The sequence below is a fragment of the Olivibacter jilunii genome (genome assembly GCF_900607235.1).
In the GTDB taxonomy this organism is placed as follows: Bacteria; Bacteroidota; Bacteroidia; order Sphingobacteriales; family Sphingobacteriaceae; genus Olivibacter; species Olivibacter oleidegradans.
The window spans coordinates 266,625-290,178 of record NZ_LR027848.1; the positions used below are offsets into that span (position 1 = coordinate 266,625).

19 protein-coding genes are annotated in these 23,554 nt (G+C 41.6%); 10 read left to right on the plus strand and 9 right to left on the minus strand.

From position 1 onward, the window contains the following. Nucleotides 1-73: 73 nt before the first annotated feature. A complete protein-coding gene (locus E0E36_RS01105; protein ID WP_013664918.1) occupies nucleotides 74-778 on the plus strand; it encodes a class I SAM-dependent methyltransferase in 705 nt (234 codons plus the stop codon). On the opposite strand, the gene E0E36_RS01110 is transcribed toward E0E36_RS01105, so the two are convergent. Further along, nucleotides 765-2,243, minus strand: a complete 1,479-nt coding sequence (locus E0E36_RS01110; protein ID WP_130854457.1) for a lipopolysaccharide biosynthesis protein — start codon at nucleotides 2,241-2,243, stop codon at nucleotides 765-767. The two genes, E0E36_RS01105 and E0E36_RS01110, sit on opposite strands and share 14 nt — an antisense overlap. Before the next feature lie 48 nt (nucleotides 2,244-2,291). Here E0E36_RS01110 and E0E36_RS01115 point away from each other — a divergent pair, with 48 nt between their 5' ends. From E0E36_RS01115 to E0E36_RS01130, 4 genes are read left to right on the plus strand one after another with little or no spacing between them, the layout of a single operon-like run. After that, the gene (locus E0E36_RS01115) at nucleotides 2,292-3,302 is read left to right on the plus strand and encodes a glycosyltransferase (RefSeq protein ID WP_130854458.1); all 1,011 of its coding nucleotides are present in this window, start codon (nucleotides 2,292-2,294) and stop codon (nucleotides 3,300-3,302) included. Nucleotides 3,303-3,308: 6 nt separating this feature from the next. After that, nucleotides 3,309-4,238, plus strand: coding sequence for a glycosyltransferase family protein (locus E0E36_RS01120; protein WP_130854459.1), 930 nt, complete (start codon nucleotides 3,309-3,311; stop codon nucleotides 4,236-4,238). Next, nucleotides 4,235-4,939: a DUF5672 family protein gene (locus tag E0E36_RS01125; protein WP_130854460.1), complete on the plus strand. Its 705-nt coding sequence runs from the start codon at nucleotides 4,235-4,237 to the stop codon at nucleotides 4,937-4,939. The genes E0E36_RS01120 and E0E36_RS01125 overlap by 4 nt, the downstream gene beginning before the upstream one ends. 2 nt (nucleotides 4,940-4,941) lie before the next feature. Next, nucleotides 4,942-5,715 carry a glycosyltransferase family 2 protein gene (locus tag E0E36_RS01130; protein WP_041387199.1) on the plus strand — a complete coding sequence of 258 codons (774 nt, stop codon included), beginning with the start codon at nucleotides 4,942-4,944 and terminating at the stop codon, nucleotides 5,713-5,715. 88 nt (nucleotides 5,716-5,803) lie between these two features. On the opposite strand, the gene E0E36_RS01135 is transcribed toward E0E36_RS01130, so the two are convergent. The 4 genes from E0E36_RS01135 to tilS all read right to left on the minus strand — a co-directional run bounded on the left by E0E36_RS01135 (nucleotide 5,804) and on the right by tilS (nucleotide 10,670). Next, nucleotides 5,804-8,254, minus strand: a complete 2,451-nt coding sequence (locus tag E0E36_RS01135) for a YfhO family protein (RefSeq protein WP_130854461.1) — start codon at nucleotides 8,252-8,254, stop codon at nucleotides 5,804-5,806. Nucleotides 8,255-8,425: 171 nt separating this feature from the next. Next, nucleotides 8,426-8,710, minus strand: coding sequence for a DUF4834 family protein (locus E0E36_RS01140; RefSeq protein ID WP_013664911.1), 285 nt, complete (start codon nucleotides 8,708-8,710; stop codon nucleotides 8,426-8,428). A 140-nt stretch (nucleotides 8,711-8,850) separates the two neighbouring features. Continuing rightward, complete coding sequence (locus tag E0E36_RS01145) at nucleotides 8,851-9,336, minus strand: hypothetical protein (protein ID WP_242627104.1); 486 nt, start codon at nucleotides 9,334-9,336, stop codon at nucleotides 8,851-8,853. Between the two features lie 2 nt (nucleotides 9,337-9,338). Continuing rightward, nucleotides 9,339-10,670, minus strand: coding sequence for a tRNA lysidine(34) synthetase TilS (gene tilS, locus E0E36_RS01150; protein WP_130854462.1), 1,332 nt, complete (start codon nucleotides 10,668-10,670; stop codon nucleotides 9,339-9,341). Between the two features lie 158 nt (nucleotides 10,671-10,828). On the opposite strand from tilS, the gene E0E36_RS01155 reads away from it, so the two are divergent. From E0E36_RS01155 to miaA, 3 genes are all read left to right on the plus strand, one after another. Beyond that, complete coding sequence (locus E0E36_RS01155) at nucleotides 10,829-11,617, plus strand: hypothetical protein (protein ID WP_013664908.1); 789 nt, start codon at nucleotides 10,829-10,831, stop codon at nucleotides 11,615-11,617. 181 nt (nucleotides 11,618-11,798) lie between these two features. Continuing rightward, complete coding sequence (locus E0E36_RS01160; protein ID WP_130854463.1) at nucleotides 11,799-12,956, plus strand: Gfo/Idh/MocA family protein; 1,158 nt, start codon at nucleotides 11,799-11,801, stop codon at nucleotides 12,954-12,956. Beyond that, on the plus strand, nucleotides 12,935-13,846 hold the full coding sequence (gene miaA / locus E0E36_RS01165) for a tRNA (adenosine(37)-N6)-dimethylallyltransferase MiaA (protein WP_130854464.1): 912 nt from the start codon (nucleotides 12,935-12,937) through the stop codon (nucleotides 13,844-13,846). Before E0E36_RS01160 ends, miaA begins: the two co-directional genes overlap by 22 nt. A 33-nt stretch (nucleotides 13,847-13,879) precedes the next feature. On the opposite strand, the gene E0E36_RS01170 is transcribed toward miaA, so the two are convergent. Continuing rightward, nucleotides 13,880-16,030: a S46 family peptidase gene (locus tag E0E36_RS01170; RefSeq protein ID WP_130854465.1), complete on the minus strand. Its 2,151-nt coding sequence runs from the start codon at nucleotides 16,028-16,030 to the stop codon at nucleotides 13,880-13,882. A 124-nt stretch (nucleotides 16,031-16,154) separates the two neighbouring features. Then, the gene (locus tag E0E36_RS01175) at nucleotides 16,155-18,512 is read right to left on the minus strand and encodes an OstA-like protein (protein WP_165446894.1); all 2,358 of its coding nucleotides are present in this window, start codon (nucleotides 18,510-18,512) and stop codon (nucleotides 16,155-16,157) included. Between the two features lie 258 nt (nucleotides 18,513-18,770). On the opposite strand from E0E36_RS01175, the gene E0E36_RS01180 reads away from it, so the two are divergent. Together E0E36_RS01180 and bshA are read left to right on the plus strand one after the other, a co-directional pair. Further along, a complete protein-coding gene (locus E0E36_RS01180) occupies nucleotides 18,771-20,585 on the plus strand; it encodes a serine hydrolase domain-containing protein (RefSeq protein ID WP_130854467.1) in 1,815 nt (604 codons plus the stop codon). A gap of 145 nt (nucleotides 20,586-20,730) precedes the next feature. Next, a complete protein-coding gene (gene bshA / locus E0E36_RS01185; RefSeq protein WP_130854468.1) occupies nucleotides 20,731-21,873 on the plus strand; it encodes an N-acetyl-alpha-D-glucosaminyl L-malate synthase BshA in 1,143 nt (380 codons plus the stop codon). A 53-nt stretch (nucleotides 21,874-21,926) separates the two neighbouring features. Here bshA and E0E36_RS01190 read toward each other — a convergent pair whose 3' ends face one another. Together E0E36_RS01190 and E0E36_RS01195 are read right to left on the minus strand one after the other, a co-directional pair. Continuing rightward, nucleotides 21,927-23,057 (minus strand): lactonase family protein, encoded by a 1,131-nt coding sequence (locus tag E0E36_RS01190; protein WP_242627105.1) that lies wholly within the window; start codon nucleotides 23,055-23,057, stop codon nucleotides 21,927-21,929. A gap of 50 nt (nucleotides 23,058-23,107) precedes the next feature. Then, nucleotides 23,108-23,458 (minus strand): phage holin family protein, encoded by a 351-nt coding sequence (locus tag E0E36_RS01195; protein ID WP_013664900.1) that lies wholly within the window; start codon nucleotides 23,456-23,458, stop codon nucleotides 23,108-23,110. Nucleotides 23,459-23,554: the final 96 nt, after the last annotated feature.

The window sequence follows — 23,554 nt, forward strand, 5'->3', positions numbered from 1 at the left end:
CCACCCTGTTTTTTTATGGAATAACCCGTATCGCTTTGTAAATTTTATTATTATTGCATTAAACAACGTGAATATGAATAGGCTCGATGTGCTTAACTTAATTATTAAACAAAGAAACGCCAAAACTTATCTGGAGATTGGTGTACAAACAGGTACCATTATCTCTAAGATACAATGCCCACGGAAGATAGGTGTTGACCCCGAGTTCTTATTCAGCTTTCCGCTCAAGATAAAACGCTTAGTAGGTATAACGAAGTTCGAAACGTACGAATATACCAGTGATTACTTTTTTGAGCACCATGCAAAGAAGGTTTTAAAGGATGGTATTGACGTAGCATTGGTAGATGGACTGCATACTTACGAGCAGTCAAAACGCGACGTGGAGAACTGCTTGAACTATCTTAACGAAGGTGGGATTATTGTTATGCACGACTGTAACCCATTAAATGAGGCTGCCGCCTACACCATTAAAGATCATTTTAATGAAGTCCGGGAAAAAGTCCGGAACTGGGACTTACCTGGCTGGCAGGGACAGTGGAACGGCGATGTTTGGAAAACGGTGGCTGATTTGATCGTTACACGTCCGGATCTTACCGTATTTACCTTAGACATGGATTATGGGCTTGGTGTAGTGGCAAAAGGAAGCCGAAACACGGACGTCCCTTTTACCATTGATGAGGTAAAACAGGGAGATTATGCCTTTTTTGAAAAAAACCGGAAGCAGCTTTTAAATTTAAAACATCCGAAATTTATTCGGGAGTTTATTAAGAGCGTTTAAGCTTAGCAAGAAGGTCAGCAACCATGTCATTAATATCGCTTGACAAGCGAAGGAAATAGACCGACCCGGCATATAACAGGGTGATGAAGCCCCCACGGATAAAGGTATCCAGATAAAGATTCTGCTGAACAGGAATCAGGGTACTGAGCCAGTAAATGAGCACGCCAAGTACGATCACTAACAAATTATGCACTGTAAACGGCTGGAGTTTAAACTTAAATAAAATAAATAGGTATCTCGAAAGATTGAAAATGAACATCGTAAGTGCAGTAGCCATTGCCGCACCGGTGATCCCAAACTTAGGTATGAAAAACAAGTTACTGCCAATTGTCACACCTACTAAAGCCAGGTAAAAAAAGGAGTCGTATCGATAGTACCGAGAGGTAGCTAATATAACAGCATTGACTCCTGTTAACGCATCGAATAAATTGGCCAGGCCAATAAAGAAAACGATGGAGACACCATCGGCATAATCAGGTGGAAGCACCTTCAGCGCATTATGTATATTCGCCCACACGAGGATAAAGAGAAATAGCGCCACAATAGATTGATTGATACAGCTTTTCCTGTACACGGTATGGATATTGGCCATGTCCTTTCTAATCCAGGACTCGGCTATTACGGTATATGCGATGCTATACAAACTTCGTGTTGGCAAAGCGATAATAATTCCGAAAGAGGCTGCGATGCTGTATATACCCGTGTCGGCCAAGCCAAAGTAACTATTCACCATATACCGATCAATGTTATCAACGAGAAGTGGCGAAGCGCCGGTTAATATGCCGAATAGGCATAAGTTGAAGAGATTTCGCTGAACATCTTTATTTAAAAAGTTGAAATTCGGCTTAAGTGAAAAGTTACCCTTTCGTACCAATCGGATCATCATCAACAACATGGGCATCAGGTTAGCTGATAACCATAACCACATGAACGACCGGAAATCGAGGATACGGAATATTAATAAAACGACGCATACCAAAATGAGCAGCTTTAGGGTGAATTCACGAATGAGGCGCCCCGCTGCGGCGTCATATAACAACCTTGAGTACAAATCAAAGATGTTAAAGTATAGGTTTGCAAAGGTGAGCGGAAGGAGGTACCAATAATAATCGCGAAACAAGTTATTATCTTGGGATTTTTGACTTATTATGACTTCCTTAAAAGCATAGGCTCCAATGACAAATAGAATAAAGCCGATCAACGAAATGGCACAGGCTAAAAACAAATAGCCATTATGCTTGTTCTTCTCATTCCGGAAATAGGGAAAATAGCGTGCCGTGGCATTGAAACCGAGAATAGCAAACTGGGCAAATATCAGCGAAAAGGACGTCAAGATATTAATTAAGCCTACTTGATCCGTATCTAGTACTTTCGTTAAAATAAACGTATTGGTCACAAAACCTATAAAAACACCTATATAAGAAAAGAAGGTGCCCTTCAAGGTTTGTTGTTTAATAATCCCCATTTTGAATTGCGATTTCTGTTTATCTATTGTAAACTTGCATAAAATAAGATGACAAAGATAGCATATAATGTTTGTGTGTTAACCGTAACCTATGGAAACCGATGGGCTTTTTTAAAACAAATATTAGAGCGCGTCTTGTCATTTGAACATGTTGTGGATATTATCGTGGTGGATAACGGTTCAGACTACGATCTTAAAAAGGAGCTTGATCAATTAAACAGCCCTATCATTACCCTCCTTCAGGAGACGGAGAATCTCGGCTCTGCGGGCGGCTATAAAGCAGGCTTAGGTTATTTTGTTTCACATTCCAATGCCGACTTTGTTTGGCTATTAGATGATGATAATTTACCGGAAGAGGGTGCCTTGGAAAAGTTAATAAACGCCTGGCCATCGATTCGACTGGCTGAAGACAGGAAAGCTCTGTTCAGCCTGCGCACCGATCGTAAAAATCACGTTTTAATTGCACAAGGAGCTGATCCTTATCAATATTATCTGGTACCCGATAATTTCATGGGTTTTCATTTTTTTCGAATCTTTAGCAATCAATACCGGAAGCTCGCGGGGCAAAATCGCTACAATTCATCTCCTCTACGACCAAGTAAGCTTCCCTACGTTCCATATGGCGGCCTCTTTTTACACCGCCGACTCGTGGAGTTTATTGGCTATCCCGACGAACGGCTATTTGTTTATGTGGATGATTCCGAATATACCAATCGGATTACGGAGATGGGTGGAGAGATCTGGCTCATTCCGGGCAGTCGGATCAACGATGTAGACATTTCTCAGGGAATTACTTATAAACACCGTTTTTGGCGTTCGGCGATACTCGATCTCTGGAATTTCCGTACCTTTTACCAAGTACGAAATCGGCTTTACTTTTATTCGCGGCATGCTATAAAAAATAGATTTATCTTCGCCCTTAACAAGTGGCTATATATGACCGGGCATTATCTGATTAGCATAATCACCGGGAAACATAAAGCTTATAAAGAATTCAGAATAGCAGTTGCTGACGGTTTAGCCGGGCGACTCGGAAAAAAGGAAAAACCTACCAATTGATATCGCATGCAAAATCCAGCACCCATTGCTTTATTCGTGTATAATCGGCCTGAGCACACGCGACGGACCCTCAAATATCTCCAGGAAAATTTATTGGCAGAAGATAGTCGTTTATTCGTCTTTTCAGATGCCGCGAAGCATATTGAAGATGAGGAAAAGGTCAATCAGGTTCGCGCGCTGATTAATCAATCCAGCGGTTTTAAATCAATCAAATTAATAGTGCGTCATCAAAATATGGGGCTGGCCAAGTCCATTATAGCCGGTGTTACACAACTTGTAAATGAATACGGTAAAGTTATTGTCTTTGAAGACGACCTGTTAAGCTCTCCGCATACACTTGGCTATTTCAATGAAGCGCTACAACGGTATGAGAAAGAACACCGGGTTATGCAAATTGCTGCCTATATGTTTCCTCTACGCGATAAGGACGCCTTATCTGAAACCTTTTTTCTACGTTCTATTAACAGCTGGGGCTGGGCAACCTGGAAGCGCGCCTGGGAGCAGTTTGAACCGGACATCGATCAATTATATTCGCAGTTTGATTTGGAAAAGATTTACCGTTTCACAGTGGAAGGTACAATGAAAAATTATTGGAAACAGCTATTGGACTTTAAAAAAGGGAAAAACGATTCTTGGGCTATTCGGTGGCACGCATCCGTTTTCCTGAAAAATGGATTGGTTTTGTATCCGGCTAAATCGTTGATAGAAAATATCGGTCATGATGGCAGTGGCGTTCATTCTATTATAGAAGACACTTATCAGGTGCATCCATCCAGAAAGCCTGTTTCATCTTTTCCGACAATGGTGCAGGAAGACCCTACGGCATTAGCAATGGTCAAGCATTTTTATAAGAATAGAAAAGGAAGCTGGATAAAAAGAGGTCGAAAGTTTGTTACTAACCAATGGTTTAAGCTCAAAAACAGGTTTGTTAAATGAAGATTGCGGTTGTTATTCCCATATATAAAGAGCTGGCCGATCCGGATGAAAAGTATGCCTTTTGGCAATGCGTGGAAGTGCTTGGATCCTATCCGATTATTTTAGCGGCCCCTCATTCGCTCAATACAACCTATTATGAAAACTTAGCCGATAAACCCGTGACTATTCAGCGATTTGATGATTCCTTTTTCAAAAGTGTTACCGGTTATAGTAAGCTACTCACGGGTAAGTATTTTTATAAAGCATTCCAAGCTTATGACTATATTCTAATTTATCAGTTAGATGCCTGGGTATTTCGTGACGAATTATCAGCTTGGGCAGAAAAAGGGTACGATTATGTCGGTGCTCCTTGGTTGGAACCTCCTCCCATTACTTCCGGAAAAAAACCGATTATTAACCTCTCGAAACGCTTGGTTAACAAGGTTGGAAACGGCGGACTTTCGCTACGAAAGATAAAAAGCCACATTAAATGGAGTTTTTGGGCTACCTGGATGTTTAGATTGCTTCCCAAGAATGAGGACATGATTTGGACGCTATTTGTTCCTTTTAAAAAGCCCAAGGCTCGGGAAGCACTTTCTTTCGCCTTCGAAAGAAAACCGCGTCAATCGTACGAGCTAACCGGTCACCATTTACCCTTTGGCTGCCATGCCTGGAACAAATATCAACCGGATTTTTGGCAGCAATTCATCAAAAAATATTAGGAATGTCTTTTTCAAATTCACCAGAGTTTTTTCCACTATTAACGGTAATTACCGTTGTGTATAATAATGTAAAGGATATCGAAAGAACACTCCTATCTGTATTGGGACAAGATTATCCAAATATCGAATATATTGTAGTTGATGGTGGCTCAACAGATGGAACCCTTGCTGTTATTGAAAAATATAAATCTGGCATTGCAAAAATTGTTAGCGAGCGTGACAAGGGCATCTATGATGCGATGAACAAAGGAATTCGCTTAGCTACAGGCGACTACCTCCTATTCATGAATTCAGGTGATGAAATCTATGCACCGAACACAGTGAGCAATATTTTTTCCTCAAAGGCTTTTGCAGACATTTACTACGGTGAAACGGAAATGATTGATCATGCAGGAAAAAGTTTAGGTAGACGAAGGCATAAAGTGCCGGAGCACTTTACCTGGAAAAGTTTTAAGTATGGCATGTCCATTAGTCATCAGGCCATTTACATGAAAAGATCAATTGTAGAGCCATATGATGAGCAGTATCAGCTAAGTGCCGATATTGATTGGATCTTAAAGGCGGCCAAGAAAGCTAAAAGCATTGTCAATACCCACCAATATGTTGCGAAATACTTGGTTGGCGGTCTTTCCAAAAAACGGCACCGGCAAAGCTTAATGGAGCGATTCAGGATTTTCACCAAGTACTATGGCTTATTCCCTAATATATGGCATCATTTGGTAATTGCGTGGAACTTATTGCTGTACTATATCCGATTTGGAAAAACGAATGACTAGAGGCAATGGAAAGGGGTAAGGTTTAAGGTGTTAGGCATATGAAATAAAAGGTCTTACTCATTAGACACTAACACCAAACTGCTAACAACTAACTCCCTACTCCTTGCTTCTTATCTTTCCAGATAGCGAATGCCAGTCCCAACACTAAGATAATAGACGCTATCAACGATATATTCTCTCCCATATAATAGGATTGCGGTTCGAACTTGAACTCCACTTTATGGTTACCGCCCGGAAGTTGAGCTGCACGTAAAACATAGTCTGCCCGCAGAATAGGAATCTCTTGTCCATCAACAAAAGCTTTCCATCCTTTATCGTACCAAATTTCAGAGAATACAGCCATTACATCATTCGGAGCGGTATATTCGTAAACCAAATGATCCGGACGATAATCCGTCAACGCAATGCTCGCATTGGTAGGACGTCCTAATCGCTTCTCGTCAATTTTTCCCTTAAACTCTTGATGAATAAAGGCTTCTTTCTTAGGATCAAAACTATCAATGGCGTTCATCTCTTCCTCGTTGCTTTTAACGAAAGTGACACGATCAACAAACCAAGCATTTCCTGCGGCTTTATCCCGTCGCTGGATACTTTGAGATGTTCCTTCCCGGTTATTGGTAATAACATAGCGTGTGTTTAGCATATCCAACACATCTTCATTGATGGATTTGGAAAACTGCCGTTCTAATAGCTCCTGATAACGCATCAGCTTGGCCGCATGGTACCCTCCTACGTTTTTATAAAAATAAGAAGGCGATGCATTGTTGAAGGGTTCAACAGTTAAATCCAGTACCCGGTATTCTTTATCTTTATCCATGAGGATTAAGTTATCCACCTCGCGCGGTTTAAAGAAAGATTGCTCTAAACGTTCCTTTTCTACAAAGCTATCCTTATTGAGATACCGGTTATCCACACCCCATAGATCGACTAAAATAAGAACGCCTACAGCAATAGTAGCCGCTTTTGCATTCAACTTATTTTTTGCCAATAACCAAACGACTCCCGCGGTCAATAAGACAAATAACAGGGATCGGAAGGCATCGCTTCGTGCCAAGCCTGCACGGTCCTGTACTAAAGCATTTCCCAGCGATTGGGCGAAACTATTGTTTTGCGTTTGCTGCGAAATGGATTGAATAAGTTGTTGATGATTCGGTGCCTGAAAGCTAAAAAATAAATCCGGCAGAACCCATATGATCAACGATATTCCGCCCACAATTGCCAAGGAATAGATTATTTTTTTGTCCAGCTTTTCAATCACTTTCCCATTTTTAATAATCTCGTCCACTGCGATAATTGCTAATATTGGGATGAGGAATGAGGCTACTACTAAAGTAGATTCAACCGCTCTAAATTTATTGTACAAAGGGAAGTAATCGAAAAATAAATCGGATACAAGGGTAAAATGTCGGCCCCATGAAAGCACAATACTGAGCAGCGTAGCCGATAAAATCCACCACTTAATCCGGCTTTGCACCACAAATAATCCTAAAACAAACAAAAATAGAACCGCAGCACCAAAGTACCAAGGTCCGGAAGTCATGGGTTTATCTCCCCAATACACAAGACCGGCAGTCTGATCAGCGCCAAAACCTTGGCTGCTTAGCAATTTCACGGTATTAGAATTCTCATCAAATTTACTTTGAGAGCCTCCTCCATAGGCACCCGGAATTAAAAAAGTAATACTTTCACCCACTCCCTGGCTCCACTGATAGGCATATTCTTTACTTACTCCCTGTTGTGCCGAGCCTTTTGTTTCGGAAGTGATATTGGATTTACCACGAATCGATTCCTTTGAATATTCATAGGTTGTCCACAACAAGCCGGCATTGATTGCTAAGGCTAACAAACTCGCCACCGCCATAAAACCGATGGATTTTAGGAAGGTTGCAGTCTTTTTTTCCTTTACCGCGTGATACAATTCGATGCCGACTAAGATCAGCAAAGCGATGAAAAGATAATAGGTTACCTGAATATGGTTAAAGCGTATCTCCAAGGCAAGTGATAAAGCCAAAATAGCGGCACCCAAAAGATTTTTACCCCGCAAGCACAGCAGAATACCTGCTACGACGGGAGCAAATAGTGCAATAGCATAGGCTTTATTGGCATGCCCCGCTTCTATATAGATAAAATTGTATGAAGTAAAAGCAAATGCAATAGCTCCAACGGCAGCTAGCCAAGGTCTGACCTTGAGCACATTTAACAAAAGATAGGCGCCCAGTAAATACAATAGCACTACATCCATCGGATAAGGAAGCGCTCCTTTTAGCCCCGCCATGATATGCGTTCCAATATTTTTTGGATAAGATACCCATATCTGGTAAGAAGGCATGCCGCCAAACATTGAATTCGTCCAAAGTGGGCCCTTACCATCCTTTTCCCTAAAGTCCATAATCTCTTTCTGCATCGCTTGTGCTTGCGTGACATCGCTTTGGAGAAGCACTTTTCCTTGCCAGGCAGGGGCAAAATAAATAAGACAGATAACGATAAAGATGCCTATGATGGCAAAATGAGTAGCATTTCGGTTGAACCAATTCTTCATTCTTTTGTATTCTTTGAGCTAAGGTTCAAACCTATTACAAAAAAATGATATTTCGAACTTTTAATGGCCCGAAATATCATTTTTTCTTATTTTGTCGTCTATGGCTTTGTACTGAAGAAATCAGATAAGTTCCGTTTCACGAAACATAGCCGAAACGGGCGAATAGATACTTTATTTGATTTCTTCAAAATCAACAAACTCACCTACCCTACCATTAGTTGTGGAAGGCTTGCTTTTCGTTGTCCTGGGAGGAACATAATCAATGCGCACTTTGCCGTCGGTATTCGGAACATTCTCACTTCTATAAGATCCCGCTTGTCTTTCGTATTGCTTTTGGGCCTCCTGTTGCATTTTACCAACGAACATTGCCATGAGGTATGGAAATAGAACCGTTACCAGCATACGGAGCACCCATAAAATTAAAATAGCAACTAATAATATTTTTAATAAACCCATTAATATCTACATTAAATTATAATCGTCTAGCGTCTATAAAGCGTGCTTAACATAAGCATCACGCCTTATTAACAAACTTACGCAAATATTAAGTAAATAGTATATCGATCAGTTTTTAAATCTGGTTATTGACAATAAATTTACGATTCTTTTGCCTTTAAAATAGCCCGGGTCAGATCGTTAGGATGTTGGGTTCCTACAACGTAGACTAAGCCGTCCCTGTCTGTTAACCACACCGCAGCTTTCCCACCGGCGTAAAAACGGATCTTACCTTTTTGATGAAGATTATAGACGGGACTATTAATAAGGTATGAACTGTAGAGTCCATTTTCAACTTTAACAATACTATTGAGGTCTATTTTTACTAGTCTGGCCGTCCACAGCCCTTGTAGAATGACGCTCTTATTCTTCACCGTAATGCGATAATGCAACATATACATCATAATGATTGATACAATCAGTATAATGCATCCAACTAAGAGGAATAGTTGCTCGCTTCGCTCGCGCTCCGTACTCACATAATAAGCTGCAAAGCAAAAAAGCGCCATGACCAATCGTACGCTGACCCAACCACGGTCACGACCAAGATATTGATTCTCAACAAATAAAGGTTTGTCTTCTTCCATTTTTATATGCATTCTAAGATAGCAACTTTTTTTGTTTTGTCTGTAATTTTATATCGGTCATCCATACGATGGGGCACTACCCAAACGATGTCACCATTGCCATTTACAAGCAAGGGGATTTCCTTTTTATGGAAACGCGATATTTTTAACGATATAAAAAAGTCGCTCAACTTCTTCTTTCCCTTCATTCCTAAAGGTTTAAACCAATCTCCCTCTTGCCAAGACCGTACCAAAAGCGGAAAAAGCAATTTATCGGCGTCAACAGCCACTTTTCCAAATTCATTCATCTTCACGGGTTTTTCTACCAATTTTACCGTTAAGTGAAATCCTTGACATATCACCGCCTGATTAGGCTGTAAAAATTGATGCGGTAAATCAACGGGTTCTTTTTTTTGCAGTATTAAATTTTCACGATCGAGGAGCAATTTATAACTATCGGAAAAGAACTGCTTTCCGGTTCGATTATCATTCTGCCATATCGAAACAAGGTCATCAAGGACTTCCGGAAGAAATTGATAAGGTCTGAATAACTCATACAGCAGCGTGCGTAAAGGCTTAAGCTCTTGCAGCGCTTTTAACTCTATTTGATAGGTGTTGGAAGTTGTTTCAACAAATAACTTTTTCCTTAATTGTTCGCTGTAGTTCTTTAACAAGGTTTCCATCTCCTCAAATCGTCTACTATTTTCCTGAAAGGTTCTTTCCAGCGAGGGGTTAATCTCCTTTAAACGTGGAACAACTTCCAGTCGGATTTTATTCCTTAAATAATCGGTAGAAAAATTAGACTCATCTTCTCGGTAAACCAGATTTCTTTCTAAAACCGTCTGCGTCACTTCCTCGCGCGTTAGAAATAGGAGCGGCCTGATCAGTACCCCTCGTTTTGGGAGGATACCGTGCAAACCTGCAATCCCGGTACCACGGGTCAAATTAAGCAATACCGTTTCGACGGAGTCGTTCTGATGATGGGCCAACGCAATATACCGATAGTGCTGGTCTAACCTTATTTGCTCAAACCATTCATATCGCAGTGCCCGGGCCGCCATTTCGATCGAAATACCTTGCTTCCTCGCATAAGCAATGGTATCAAATCGCTTGACAAACAAGGGCACTTCCATTTCTGCTGCTAAATTGCTTACTAGCTCCTCATCCGCGTCAGCATGTTGCCCTCGCAATTGAAAATTACAATGAGCAATACCAAAGGGCAGCTTAGCTTTAGCAAATAAATGAACCATTAAAACTGAATCTCTTCCACCACTAACTGCCAGCAAGGTGCGCTGTTCTCGACTGATCAAGTCATGCTCTTCGCCAAATCTCAGAAAACGTTCTAAAAGCCCCATAAGCCAAAGGTAGACAAAAATGTTTATTGATAAACCAATGTGCCATTACGTTCGTTAGGATATCGCCCGATAGCGATCAGTCCATAGACGATTCCGACTCCGCAGCCTTCATTTAAATAATTAAGCACGAAAAGATACAAGTTTAGTAAGTTTGCAGCATGGAAGCTGAGCCTAAAAGTGTCGATGTATTAATAAAACAACTAAAAGAAGAGTTCGGTATTTCGGCCTCCATCGTCGATCAATCTGCCACCGTTTCCAATGTCATCGTTGAGTCGGGGGTTTTGTCCATCAAATTTTATAATAGTCTCCATTTTGATGTGAAACACAAAGAGGAACCTCTTCTCGCTACTCGTCAAATACATTTAGACGAAGATTTATTTTTAAGCAGAAACAACGTGGTTATGGCTCGAATCCGGGCCGCGCTGGGTTTAGCCAACAGAGTTTATGCGCGTAGCACTACCTTGGTTAGAATAAATAAAGAAGAAGCTTTGGTTTTTCAAAAAGAACATCATTTGCAGGTGCCTCTTCCCGGTAAATATCGCTATGGCCTTCTATATAGAGATACGTTAATGGCCATAGCGATATTTAGCAGCGGCCGTAAAATGCGCGACATGGCACCCGAGCACCGTTCATTTGAATTGTTGCGATTCTGTAATCGGTCCGGCCATCTGGTTGTAGGCGGCCTAAGCAAACTGCTTAAAGGCTTCGCGACAGCGTTTCATCCCAGCGACATCATGACTTATGTTGATCGGGATTGGTCGTCGGGAGAAATTTATGAAAAGCTAGGATTCCACTCAGAAGGATTATTACCTCCCCAACGCTTTATGGTTCAAGGCACGGATAAGATTCGTTATTATGAAGGATGTGCCGACTTAGGGATAAATCGGGATAATCCCGTCCATTGGGTAGAAAATCTGGGCAGTATAAAAATGCGTCAGGTGTTATAAGATCTTTTTTTTATTTTAGGCCAATACTTATGGATATTTTCCAAAACGCCTTTTTTGACGAAGCCGACAATAAGAGCAAGGCCGAGACGAAGGCTCAAATTTAGCGTTAAGGCCGAGCAATTAGACAAGGTTTTTGGAAGTGTTCCTATAATGTCAACACCAATTTAATTAAATAATAGCAATGAAAAGAAAACTTCGTATGGGCATGGTAGGCGGTGGTATTGATGCATTTATCGGTTCAGTACACCGTATTGCCGCTCGAATGGACGGTTTAGTCGAATTAGTCTGCGGTGCTTTTAGTGTACATCCTGAAATCTCAAGAGAGTCCGGAGAGGCCTTGTTTGTTGATCCAAGTCGGGTTTACAGCACTTACCAAGAGATGATAGAAAAGGAAAGTCAGCTACCTGAAGACGTGCGAATGGATTTTGTAACAATAGTTACACCCAATTTTGTCCATTTCGATCCGGCTCGCCTCGCCCTGGAAAATGGTTTTAATGTGGTTATCGAAAAACCCATGACTTTTACTTTGGAAGAAGCAAAACAATTACGAGACCTCGTGGAAAAGACGGGTTTGACATTGGCACTTACCCATACCTATAGTGGTTATCCAATGGTGAAGCAAGCGAAAGCCATGGTAAAAGAAAATAAACTTGGTAAAATCAGAAAAGTAATTGTGGAGTACCCGCAAGGATGGCTAAGCCGTTTGAGCGAAAGGGAAGGAAATGCGCAAGCAGCATGGCGAACTGACCCCAAACGATCAGGTAAAAGTGGGGCTATGGGTGATATTGGCACACATGCCGCTCACTTAGCTGAGTACATTACCGGATTAAAAATTACGGACATCTGTGCAGACTTGAACACGTTGGTAGAGGGGCGTTTATTAGATGATGATGGCAATGTGCTTATACGTTTCGACAACGGCGCTAATGGCGTGCTAATCGCTTCACAAATTGCCGCGGGCGAGGAAAACGCCATTCGTATAAGAATTTATGGTGAAGAGGGAGGGCTAGAATGGATCCAGGAAGAACCAAATAGTTTATATGTGAATTTACTTGATCAACCGAAGCAGATTTACCGTACGGGCAATGCTTACTTAAGCAATGCTGCCAAACATAATACACGGATTCCTTCCGGACACCCCGAGGGGTTATTGGAAGCCTTTGGAAATATCTACCGCAACTTTGTATTAACCGTGTCTGCTAAGTTAAACGGCGAGACGCCTACTCCGGAAATGCTAGATTTTCCTACGGTAGAAGATGGCGTACGCGGCATGGCCTTTATCGATAATGTGGTGGCTAGTAATGCCAGCAATGAAAAATGGACCAAGTTCGTGGTTTAATATGTATTTTGGGTCCAACGGCTTCAGGGAAAACTGCCCTGGCCGTTGCCCTTGCTAAAGAAATAAACGGCGCCATCATCAGCGCGGATTCAAGACAGGTATTCAGGGGCATGGATATTGGCACCGGCAAAGATTTGGTGGAATATAAGGGTGTCGATTACTACTTAATTAATATCCGTAATGCCGGCGATTCGTATCACGTAGCCCACTTTCAAGACGACTTTCAAGAAGCTTGGTTTAATATACAAGCACAGGGCAAAACGCCCATTCTGTGCGGAGGAACGGGTTTGTATATACAATCAGTGTTACAGCAATATGCATTCACCTCCATTCCTCGGAATGATAATCTTCGAATGAATCTGTTGGAAAAGGATATCGAGGAGCTGGAAAAGTTCTTTTTATCTTTGCCACAGCCTATTGGATTTAAGGCCGATATCAGCACCAAAAAGCGGCTGATTAGAGCCATTGAAATAGCCAGCTGGTTAAAGGTCAATCCGTATGAGCCAATTAATCGGCATCAGCATTTGGATGCGCGGGTTTTTGGAATCCAATTACCTCTGGATGATCGACGTGCTAAGATAACACAGCGGTTGGAGCAACGACTGGCGGCAGGATTGATCGAAGAGGTGCAGGGGCTAATCGAAGCGGGCGTTCCGGCTGATAAGCTTAAATTTTATGGCTTGGAATATAAATATGTAACTGCTTTTCTATTAGGAGAAATAGAAAGAAATCAGCTATTTACCAAGTTAAATACGGAAATCCATCGCTTTGCAAAGCGGCAAATGACTTATTTCAGAAAGATGGAGAAAGACGGCATCACTATTCATTGGCTTGATGGAAGAAATGCAATTGCAGAAAATGTAGAAAAAATAAAAGGCTGCCTTCCATAAAAAGCAGCCTCCTATTTACAATATTAATTGCCATTATTCGGCAAGGGTCATCTCATCCACCAAATGTTTCGCTCCTGCAAACTTATCCATGATAAACAAAACGTAGCGAATATCAACGGCAATTGTCCGTTGGAGTTGCTGATCAAAAATCACATCGCCTGCCATTGCTTCTATATTACCATCGAAAGCAATACCGATTAACTCCCCTTTTCCGTTGATGACCGGGGACCCCGAGTTTCCACCGGTTATATCGTTATTGGTGAGGAAATTTACAGGCATATACCCGGCACGATCAGCATATCTCCCAAAATCTTTCGTCTTATACAGGTCGATCAATCTTTGAGGGAGATCAAATTCTTCATCCTTTGGCTTGTATTTTGCAATCGTCCCTTTCAACGTTGTGTAGAAGTTCTCTTTCGCATCATTTCGAGGATCGGCAGGAAGCGCGGTTATTTTACCATACGTTAAGCGCAAAGTACTATTGGCATCGGGGTAATATATTTTTTTCGGGTTAGCTTTGCGCATTCCTTCCACCATCAACCTAAATGCCCGCTGGAAATTAGCCTCTTCTTTCTTTTGCTCTTCATCGGTGTAGCGATACCGAGTCATTAAATCAGATGAAAGAAGAAAGAGTGGGTCTTGCTCGATCTGCTCCGCTTGCGGATTGGTTAAAAAAGTAAGCAGCTTCTCTTCTGAAGAAAATATACTCGATTCAAATGCCTGCTTAATATAATTATTAAAAGTGCCGCCGTTTGCCCGACTAAGAGAATCAACACGAGGAGCTAGGCCTCCTGCTTTAGCCTTGCTTGCATATAGATTCAACTCCGCAGCCAATACATCTTGTTCCAACGGCAGATACAGCTTCTCATATTGACTTGCGATCTCTGTTTTCAGGCTCGACTTAAGTTCCGCCTTTTTGGCATCGGTACCATCGGCATAAATTAACAGCGCCCTTCCCAAAACATAAGGCAGCGAGGCAAAGTTACTTGAACGTAACATACCCATCATGTAATTATCATGACGACTTTTTTCGTTAGTCAATTCATAATAGCGATTGATGGTCTCTATTACCTTCCCAAATCGGGCTTTATTGTCTTTTTTGTTTGCCCATTGGTTGAATTTTGATTCTTCCGCTCGCTTGGTGGCAGCGGTTTGATGCTTGCTAAGTGCATCAATCATTCCTTGCCTGTTTTTCCAATAATTTGCGACCTGTGCGTATTTTGAAGCATATTCAAGCTTTACCTGCTGATTTTGATCCATATGCTTCTTCATGTTATCCATACCAACTTTGGATGCTTCAACCCAAGCCGGATACGCAAAGTTCACATTTTGGTCAATTCCGGCAGCAGGCATCCACCGATTGGTTCGCCCGGGATAACCCAGTATCATCGCAAAGTCGTTCTCCTGAAAACCCTTCAAGCTGACGGGTAGGTGATACTTAGGTTTTAACGGAACATTATTTTCGTTGTATTCGGCCGGATTGCCCTCTCTATCGGCATATACGCGAAATAACGAAAAATCGCCTGTGTGACGTGGCCACTCCCAATTATCGGTATCACCTCCAAACTTTCCTATGCTATTCGGCGGTGTGCCTACCAATCTAACATCATTATAATCTTGGTATACAAAGTAGTAGTATTCGTTGCCATTGTAAAACGATTTTACAGAGACTACATATTTTCCTCCTTCACTATTTTCCTGTTCAATATGTGCAATTTCTCGATTAATTACCTGCTCCCGTTCAAACTCGCTCATCTGGTCATTCACTTTACTCAGGATACGCTTTGACACGTCGTCCATCCGCACAAAGAAGCGGACGGAAAGCGATTTAGGTTTTAACTCGTCTTGCTTACTTCGAGCCCAAAAGCCATTCGTCAGATAGTCGTGCTCAGGCGTAGACAGTTCAGCAATAGCACCATATCCGCAGTGATGGTTAGTCAAGACTAAGCCGTCTTTCGAAACGATTTCAGCCGTACATCCTCCGCCGAATTGAACAATGGCATCTTTTAAACTTGAGTGGTTAATACTATAGATTTCATCAGATGTCAGCTGTAATCCCATCTTTTGCATATCCCGGTGGTTCAATCGGTCAATATGCATGAGAAACCACATTCCTTCATCGGCTCTGACAACGGTGAATGGAAGTAAGAGCAAAAATAAGAACCAAATTTTCTTCGTTTTCATATGTTTTTATGTGTGTAATATTCTTTGCCGAGACAACTAATCGGTTAAATAATTGGATCTCGACAAGGTGTTAAGTAAGGCAACAAAGATGCATTTTATTTATCTGCTATGCAAATACCCCTACTTATTGGCTAATAAGGGTTTTCTCTTTGTTTTTTATGCTATCAGGCTGCTGCTTCTGTTCGGGGGCAGTCACAGCATCTTTTTCTTTATTGGGCGTATCGGGTTCCGGCGTTTTAACTCCTTCTTTTCGCTTTACGGTTGGCATTTGTTTTGTCATTTTCTTAGATTGCGTAGAATCGACTTGCAAACTGTCCTTTGCCGAACCTTCCGTGCTGTCTGCTACAGGTTCGGAGGCAATAGAAATGGGGTTAATAATCTCTTCTTTACTTTTTGGTCTATCTTTTGGTTTCCAAATAAAACCAGGTAGTATCTCTTTATCTGGATCAAATGCAGCAACCGGCGTATAGCTAGTCTCGGTTTTACGGATATTGAGTATTTCGGAAACCTCGTTGTTATTAAATAGGATCTTTATTCGCGCACCGATACTTTTGGTCATGCCATTTATCTTATTATCTTCCTGTGTGTAGTAAATGCTTTCAGCATTTCCGTCAACGTACATCAGTGCTAGTTTGTTATCGGTAAAGAAGCCGGTAATCTTTCGCCCTTTTACCTGATTAAACTTAACCGAATCGAGTTGTGTACTAACGATAAAGGCATTGCTTTTTAAAAGCATATTATCTAGCTTTTGATTTTTCAGTTGCATATAAATGGTATCACCGGATAGCTGCGAACCCTGTGCCCAGATCATGGGATTGCCATAACATCTGATAACAGAATCGGGATAACCGTAATAAGCCGAATCGGCACGTGCCTGTAAATCCGATTTAAAAATACGCATGTGATGGTAAGCCTTCACAATCCGGGTTCTAGCGGTGTCTAGGTTACTCGAATCTCTTGGCGACCGATCCAAAGCCGACGCTTTTGCCAATAATAAAGAGCTATCTGCCTGCCCTATCTTCGGAATGCTGCCGATGGAGTCGATTAATAAACTATCAGCCGCCAGCTCACTGCTGATCAATTCTCGCTGTGTTTTGGCAATCGAATCATCACGAAGCTTGGTACTCTTGGCAATCACCTTTTTAATACCTTCTTCGTTAAGCTCTTTTGTATGTACTTTTTTATAGGTACTATCTTCAGAAGCCAGCTTCATCAAAGAGTCCGCCGACAAATCAGGCTTCTTTATTCGTATCGTACTGTCTAATAAGGATTCAGCGTTTAAACTATCACTCAAAAGAGCAGATTTTTTTACTCGGTTCAAACTATCTATGCCAACTAATTGGGTAGAATCGGTCGAAGTTGAATCCAGGGATGCAGTCCCCAAACTATCGGTAGCTGCTTCGGTAAAATCCTCTTCTTCCTCCGCATCTAAATCGCCTCCATCCCGCCGCAAATTAAGTTCAATAGGTTTATAATCCCTCAAAAAAATGACGCGTGAATACAACGTATCAGCAGCCATATAAACCGAATCTGTACCGGATTTCGGTGAATTAACTAAGGAGTCGTTCCGTATGGAATCTCGCGAAGCTAACAGCAGATTATCCTGTCCCAAAGTATCAGTAGCTAGGCTGTCCTTCGAGCTCTTCTTGGCCGTTGAGTCGTTATTTACCACCATAATCATATAGGCCTTATCCGTCATGGTAATACTCTCGTCCTTTTTTAGATAAACACCTCGCTGGCCATATAAAATTCCTTGTTGTACCGTATCAATAAATACAACATTCTTGATCGCCCGTCCATAACCCTGCTTACCATCATAATAAAGGCTATCACCACGCAAAAATTTACTTCCTTCGGTGTACAGGTTATTTTTTCCAAAACGTGCCCGGTCGGTTTCAGTATGGTAGTCGCCGTTTTCTGTATAGAGGTTACCACCGTTTTTGCCTTTTATATTGGTAGGGCCATAAAAGTAGGCCATTTTTGAAAGCGAATTGTAGCGTAGCGTATCGGTAAAAATATTGGACTCGGGTGTACGGACCACTACATCATGCCTAAAATAGGCATCCGAGCTGTTTTCGAAGTAGTAACCGATTTTACTATTGAGAGTATCCTTTTGGTTGACAATGCGTCCACCTCCGGTATAGGTTCCTATTTTCGAGTTGAGGTTATAGGTAAGGTGATTCGTTGTTAAGACAGCACCTTTTGTATCTACCATCCTCACATTATTTGTTAATATGGCAATTCGATCATCTTTTATATAGTGAAGCTTATCGGCGTATACCACCGTACCATTCGGCTGGGTAATAACGACGTTTCCAAACGCATCAAAAAAGCGTTCCTCCGGATTATAGTCTGAACTATCTGCTGATAGCGTGCTACCTTCATGTAAAAAAACAGGTTTATAAAATCGATTGACCCCCCACTCCTTCCGCGCCTCATAATCCCGTGAACTGATTAACCTTACTTCCTTTTGCGCTTGCACAAAAAAAGGAAGTATACAGCATAACCAAGTTAACAGTATAGTACATTTCTTCACTTGGCAAAGGTACCTAAATAAATAGCTTGATGGAATGTTTTAAGAAATTTTAACAAAGACTTTCGATCGCGAATCGTCACGTGGATACGAGTGTAGCAAAGATTTCTCGTTTATAATTAAGAACACACTTTATCGATGTATTTCTACATATTGCATATAACCGTTAATTTGCCTAAGTTCGATCATTATCATAAAAGCAAACTTATGTATATACCAAAGCACTTCTCTTTCCTTCTTATTTTTCTTTTAATTGCCCTTAATGCCTGTGCGCAAAGCGTGCACCAAGAAGATATCCAGCAGGTATTAGCTCAAAAAAAACAAAGCTTATCCCAAACGATCGCGTTGAATAATCAGACAGGCCTAGTTCCTATTAAGGGACTAAGAGATTTAAAGATAGCCAGTATTGATCTGGGTTTTGAACAGTCAAACCAATTTAATACTATGTTATCTCGTTATGCTTCTGTTGACACTTATCGGGGAGATGCAAATCTGGCATCCTTGCAGCTATTAAGTGAGCAGATAAAATTTCATAACCTGCTTATTATTCAACTTGCAAAAGATGTAGCCGCCAGTCAAACGATACTCGACTTCATCAAAAATGAAATAGCGAGCAAGAAGGTAATCATCTGCGGTTTTGGTTCGCCGCAAAAATTGGCTTTGCTCGATGAACTTGATGTTCCGATTATTTGGTCGACCGATACCACTGTGATTGCCGCGCAAAACAGTGCCTCGGCTATTTTTGGCGGAATTGCCATTACCGGGAAATTGACGACGAACATTTCGCCCCGCTTCCCGGCAGGCAGCGGCTTTACCACCATTAAAACACGATTAGGTTACGATTTGCCTGAATCAGTTGGAATAAAGAGCGTAAACTTGACCGATCCAATAGGTAAGATTGTCAGGGAGGCCATTGCAGAACAAGCTACCCCCGGGGCCGTTGTAATGGTCATAAAAAACGGTACGGTTATTTTTGAAGAGGCCTACGGCTTCCACACTTATGAAAAACAGCGACAGACACTCACTTCTGATATTTTTGACATGGCTTCTATCAGCAAAATTACAGCTACCACGCCAGCTGTAATGCGCTTATATGAAGAAAAAAAAATCGACCTTAATCAAACGATCGGCCACTATCTTTTTCAGGCAAGACAGACCAATAAAAGTAATGTAAAATTACGCGATGTTATGCTCCATCAAGCAGGTTTTGTTCCCTTTATACCCTTTTATAAAAATCTTAAACCGGGAGATGTCAGCAGCGACTCCTCCGCTACACACAATGTAAAAATAGCTGATGGACGCTATTTATTGAGTGATTATTACCGAAAAGTTATGTGGCCCGAAATGCTTCAATCGAAGTTGGAAACACCCGGAAAATATGTTTATAGCGACATTAGTATGTATGTAATGAAGGAGGTAGTTGAACAGCAAGCCTCTGAGCCTATTGAAACCTATGTACAGGAACAATTCTATCAACCTTTGGGCATGTATAAAACCGGTTACAATCCGCGACGACGTTTTGCGAAAGAAGAAATCGTACCGACCGAACGGGATACGTATTTTAGGGACACACTTCTACAAGGCTATGTACATGACCAAGGTGCAGCCATGGCCAATGGGGTTGCCGGGCATGCCGGAATATTCAGTACGGCAAACGACTTAGCTATTTATGGACAAATGCTACTGAACAAAGGCACTTATGGAGGCGAGATTTACTTTGCCCCACGGATTGTTGAAGAATTTACCGGCAAGCAATCAACCGTTAGCAGAAGAGGCCTGGGATTTGATCGGAAAGATCCTGACACAAGCAAAGCTTATCCTTCTGCATTGGCTTCAGCTGCGACCTACGGCCATACGGGTTACACGGGCACTTGCATTTGGATAGATCCGGAACATCAATTGACTTACATTTTTCTATCAAATCGTGTTCATCCGAGCGTAACAAACAAGTTGTATGAGCTAAATATTCGTTCCAGGATTCAGGATGTAATTTACGAAGCGATTGCTAAGGGGCTCGAATAATACTTGACATAGACTTAACAATTACTACAGAAAATAACGTTTAATTTGCAGCCACATTGAACGATGAATCATGCAATTGGGTGCATATTATTTAGTTACATCCATTGTTTATCGTCAGTTGTTATAAAACTTATTGTATTATCAAATGAAGATAGGTATTGTATGTTACCCAACATTTGGAGGTAGCGGTGTGGTGGCTACAGAATTGGGCAAGGGCTTGGCCGCTAATGGGCATCAGGTACATTTTATTACGTACAGTCAACCCGCGCGACTTGATTTCTTCTCTGCGAATCTATTTTACCATGAGGTAAGTATATCCAAATATCCGCTATTCGATTTCCCGCCGTATGAATTGGCTTTAGCCAGTAAACTGGTTGATGTAGTCCGCTTCGAAAAACTCGATCTATTACATGTACATTATGCGATACCGCATGCTTCTGCGGCTTTCATGGCCAAGCAGATACTGGAAACCTATGGGATTCGCATTCCGGTAGTTACGACGCTTCACGGAACCGACATTACCTTGGTGGGAAAAGATCCAAGTTATAATCCGGTAGTCACCTTTTCGATCAATCAGTCGGACGGTGTCACTGCGGTATCCACTAATTTGAAAGAAGACACCATCAAACATTTTGAAGTAGCCAAAGATATCCGGGTGATCCCTAATTTTATCGATTTGACGCGGTTTAGCTTAAAGCCCCGCGAGCATTTCAAAAAAGCCATCGCCCCCGGTGACGAGCGCATTTTAGTCCATACATCGAACTTTAGAAGAGTAAAGCGGACATCCGATGTGATCAAAGTCTTCCAAAAAATCCAGGAAAAGGTACGATGTAAGCTTTTAATGGTAGGTGACGGGCCCGATCGGGTAAATGCTGAACAGCTCTGCCGAGATTTAGGTGTTTGTAACGATGTGCGCTTTTTAGGGAAGCAGGACGCCATTGAAGAAATACTTTCGGTTGCGGATCTCTTTATGATGCCGTCCGAGTCAGAGAGTTTTGGTTTAGCAGCCTTGGAAGCAATGGCTTGCAGTGTGCCGGTTGTTTCGTCCAATGCAGGCGGTTTACCGGAACTGAATGTGGATGGTGTAACGGGCTTTCTGGATGACGTGGGTGATATTGATCGCATGGCAGCCCACGCGGTTTATATACTTGAAGACAACGACCGGCTGGCAACATTCAAAGCAGCTGCTTTAGCGCGCGCTAAGGAATTTGATTTAGGATTAATTTTACCGGTTTACGAGAATTATTACCAGGAAGTGATCGATCAAGTAAAAGCGAGTGTTATATAAACAAGTAAGGAGGTTCCACGAGGAACCTCCTTACTTGTTTTATGAGTTAACCACTATTCATCAAACAGCACACAAACCGGCGCCCCTATTTCTATACGGTTTCCTGTGTTTTTTAATCTACCTGTCTGCTCATCGCGTGCGAATACAATGACATCATCAGTGTATTGGTTTGCCACCAAAAGATGCTTTCCGTCGGGAGAAATAGCAAAATTTCGCGGCCCCTTACCTTCTACCGACTGATTTCCAACATAAGATAGTTTCCCATCCTTCTTGTTAATGGCATAAATCGCCATATCATTGGCTTCGCCCCGATTCGAGGCATATAAGAATTTACCATCCGGCGATATATGAATATCTGCTGCTCCAACATCTCCCTTATAAGAAGGCGGCAACATACTAATTTCCTGTATAGCTGTTAATTGCCCATCACTATAAGCATAAACCGTAACAGCAGCCTTCATTTCCTGAACAAGGTAAACATATCTCCCATCCTTAGCGAACGTAATATGTCGTGGACCACTGCCCGGAGACGCCTTCGCTACTTTTGCTTCTGTTGATAGCGGTGCGTTTTTATTCAATGCGTCATAACCATATACATTAATACGATCAGTACCGAGATCTTGCACCAACAGGAATCTTCCATCGGGCGACAAAGTTGCCGAATGAACGTGAGGCTTTTCTTGTCTACTTTTATCCGGCCCGCTTCCTTCATGCTTTATCAATTGGACTTTTTCCGTCAAACTGCCATCAGGTTGAACTCCAAAAACGGTAAGGCTTCCGCCGGAATAGTTGGATACCACCACATGGTTATCTTTTTGATCCACTATAACATGACAGGGGCTGTCGCCATGCGTTAGTTGTGTATTCAGTAAAACAAGTTTACCATCCGTAGGATGATATTTAAACGCACTAACCGCTCCTTCCCCGGTATTTAATTCGTTCACGGCGTAGAGGTATTTCTTGTCGGCACTCAATGCCAAAAAGGATGGGTCAGACGACGCAACCTCATTTTTATACGTTAAGCTTCCGGAACTTGGATCAAAAGAGTACACATAAATCCCTTTGCTTTTGCCTGTATTGGTATAGGTTCCAATAAGAACATTAATCGTTTTTGTTTGAGCTTTTAATACCATGGGCAATAAAATCATGCAACCTAACAAGCGGCATATATTAACAGGTTTCATAAATGATGTTTTATAAAACCAAGTATACATAAAATATTAAGTACCATCAATTAATTTTCGCGATTCGTCCCGAAAAGGCTGCTCAAAATCATTTGAATAACGGCTGTTAAAATAGCGAAGAACATGGCCGAGAAAAAGCCACTGACCGAAAATCCACTCATGATGCTACTGACTAACATGACCATCAGAACAGTGATAATAAAAGATATTAAGCCCAAGGTTAAGATATTCAAGGGCAAGGTAAAAAAGCGTAGGATTGTACCTACCGTAGCATTGGCCAAAGCAATCAATATGCCGGCAAGCATGGCACTCCAAAAACCGGAAACTTCCGCTCCGGGAACAACGTAAGCCGCTCCCATAACGGCTAAACCGGTAATAATTAATTCAATGATAAATCTCATACATTTTTTCTTTAGCTATTACACAAACGAGTTTAGACCGAAAATGTTTAAAAAATCTATCCTGTATTTCGTTGTATCAAGAAAATCAACTATTTG